General features: G+C 77.1%; 3 protein-coding genes. 2 read left to right on the plus strand and 1 reads right to left on the minus strand.

Features of this window, described 5'->3' with window-relative positions:
* Positions 1 to 65: 65 nt before the first annotated feature.
* Entirely contained in the window at positions 66 to 989 is a 924-nt protein-coding gene (locus ACFUMH_RS18960; protein ID WP_378209166.1) for an NADP-dependent oxidoreductase, read from the minus strand.
* A 96-nt stretch (positions 990 to 1085) separates the two neighbouring features.
* Here ACFUMH_RS18960 and ACFUMH_RS18965 point away from each other — a divergent pair, with 96 nt between their 5' ends.
* Together ACFUMH_RS18965 and ACFUMH_RS18970 are read left to right on the plus strand one after the other, a co-directional pair.
* The gene (locus ACFUMH_RS18965) at positions 1086 to 1964 is read left to right on the plus strand and encodes an oxygenase MpaB family protein (protein ID WP_378209168.1); all 879 of its coding nucleotides are present in this window, start codon (positions 1086 to 1088) and stop codon (positions 1962 to 1964) included.
* 125 nt (positions 1965 to 2089) lie between these two features.
* A complete protein-coding gene (locus ACFUMH_RS18970) occupies positions 2090 to 2548 on the plus strand; it encodes an ATP-binding protein (RefSeq protein ID WP_378209170.1) in 459 nt (152 codons plus the stop codon).
* Positions 2549 to 2607: the final 59 nt, after the last annotated feature.

Genomic DNA, 2607 nt, shown 5'->3' on the forward strand with positions numbered 1-2607 from the left:
GGGCGGTGGTGCGCCGCACCACCGCCCGTCGACGTCCGTCCCCCGGTCGTCCCGGGGCGTGCCCGTCAGACCCGGACGACGACCTTGCCGCGCACGTGCCCGCTCGCGCTCGCCTCGTGCGCCGCCGCGGCGTCGGCCAGGTCGAACACCTCCGCGACGTCCACGCGGAGCTTCCCGGCGTCCGCCAGCGCGCTCAGGGCGTCGAGGTCCGCGGTGCTGGGCCGCACCCACACGTAGTGCCCGCCGAGCTCGTCGCGCGCGGCGGCGTCGACGATCGACGCGACCGTCCCGCCGTCGGCGAGCACCGCCCGCGTCGTCGGCACGAGGTCGTCGGAGCCGTAGTCGAGGACGACGTCGACGCCCTGCGGCGCGAGCGCGCGGACCCGGTCGACCAGGCCCTCGCCGTACGCGACCGGCTCGGCGCCGAGCGCGCGGAGGTGGTCGTGGTTGCGCTCGGACGCGGTGCCGATCACGCGGGCGCCGCGCGCGGCCGCGATCTGCACCGCGAACTGCCCGACGCCGCCGGCGGCCGCGTGCACGAGGACCGTCTGCCCCGCCCGCACGCCCGCGCGCTCGATGCTCTGGTACGCCGTGAGGCCGGCGAGCGGCACGGCCGCGGCCTCCTCGAACGACCACGCCGCCGGCTTGCGCGCGAGCGTCCGGACGGGCGCCGCGACGAGCTCGGCGAACGTGCCGCCCTGCACCCAGTCCTTGCGCACGTACCCGTACACCTCGTCGCCGGCCCGGAGCTCCGGCGTGTCGAGACCGGGCCGCTCGACGACGCCCGCGACGTCCCAGCCGGGCACGACGGGGAACGTCACGTCCATGACCTGGTCGAGGTACCCGGCGCGCATCTTCCAGTCGACGGGGTTGACCGAGGCGGCGCGGACGCGCACGAGCACGCTGTCGGGGCCGACCTTGGGCGTGGGCTGCTCGGTGAGCTCGAGGACGTCGGGACCGCCGTACCGGGCGTAGGTGATGGCTCGCATACCGGGGGCAACGGCACCGGCGCCCGGCGTCTTCCCGGCACGTCGCCCGGCCGGCGACTCAGCGCGCGCTCAGGAACGGTCCCGCAGCGTGGGCGCATGACCGTCGACCCCGTGCGCCGCCTGCGGTCGCGCGCCGGCACGGCGCTCTTCCTGCGGGTCGCCGGACCCCACGGCGAGCGCAGCCGCCACCGGATCCACCACCGTCCCGGCCCGCGCTGGTTCGCGCCCGACGCCGCGATCCGCCAGGTGCACGGCGACGCGTCGATGTTCGTGGGCGGGCTGCGGTCGCTGCTGCTGCAGTCGCTGCACCCCGCCGCGATGGCCGCGGTCGCCGAGCACTCCGGGTACCGCGCCGACCCGTGGGGACGGCTGTCGCGCACGAGCACGTTCCTCGCGGTCACGGTCTTCGGCACGGCGGAGGACGCGCAGGCCGCCGTCGACGCCGTCCGCACCATCCACGGCCGCATCCGGGGCACCACTGCCGAGGGCATCGCCTACGCCGCCGACGACCCCGACCTGCTGCGCTGGGTGCACGTCGCGGAGATCGAGAGCTTCCTCGACGCGCACCAGCGGTACGGGACCCACCCGCTGACGCCCGCGCGCGCCGACGCCTACGTCGCGCAGGCCGCGCGGATCGGGCGCGCGATGGGCGCCGCGGACGTCCCCGAGACCGTCGCCGACCTGCACGCCGCCATCGCGTCGTACCGGCCGGTGCTGCGGGCCACGCCCGCCGCCCTCGACGCGGCGGCGTTCCTGCTGCGCGAGCCGCCCGTCCCGCCGGCGTTGCGCCTCGGCTACACGGCGCTCGCGCAGGCGGCGGTCGCGAGCCTGCCGGTCTGGGCCGTCGACGGGCTCGGGCTGGCACCGGTCGGCAGGGCGCGCGGCACCGCCGCCCGCTGGGCGGGGCGGCAGGCGACGCGGACCGTGCGGTGGCTGCTGGCGGGTCAGGACACCGCCGCGGCGCAGGCGGCCTGAGGCGCCGCGCGCATCCGGGTGCTTTCGCCCGCGCGGGGGTGTGGCTCGACGGGCGTCCAGGACGAGCGACGCCTACGGTGGGTGCGCGCGTGAGACCACACGCCACCCACCCCTCGAGGAGCCCCGTGAGCGAGCAGCGCACCGACGGTCCGCCGGACGTGGACGACGGGTTGCGCACGTCGCGACCGCCGGAGGGGTTCGAGCACGTCCGCACGTGGATGCTCGACAACACCGGTGAGCTGTCGCGGCTGCGCCACGAGCTCGCCGCCGAGACCGGCGGCGACCCCGCGCGTCTCGACCCCGTGGGCGAGCGCATGGTCCTCATCGCGAGCGAGCTGGCCACGAACGCGCTGCTGCACGGCATCCCGCCGACGTACGTGACGCTGAGCCGGCGCGACCCCCACCTGCTGCTCGACGTCGCCGACCACGACGTGCGCAGCGAGCCGCGGATCGCGGGCGAGCGCGCCGCCGGCATGGGCGGCTTCGGTCTGCAGATCGCCCGCCGCCTCTCGCAGGACGTCGGCTGGTACGCCGACGAGACGACGAAGCACGTCTGGGCGCTCCTGGAGGCCCAACCGGGCTGACGACCCGGCCCCCCGACGCCGAACCGGCCGCCGTGCAGCATCCCGTGACGCGGGTGCTG

The sequence above is a fragment of the Cellulomonas sp. NPDC057328 genome, from assembly GCF_042667215.1.
Classification (GTDB): domain Bacteria; phylum Actinomycetota; class Actinomycetes; order Actinomycetales; family Cellulomonadaceae; genus Cellulomonas.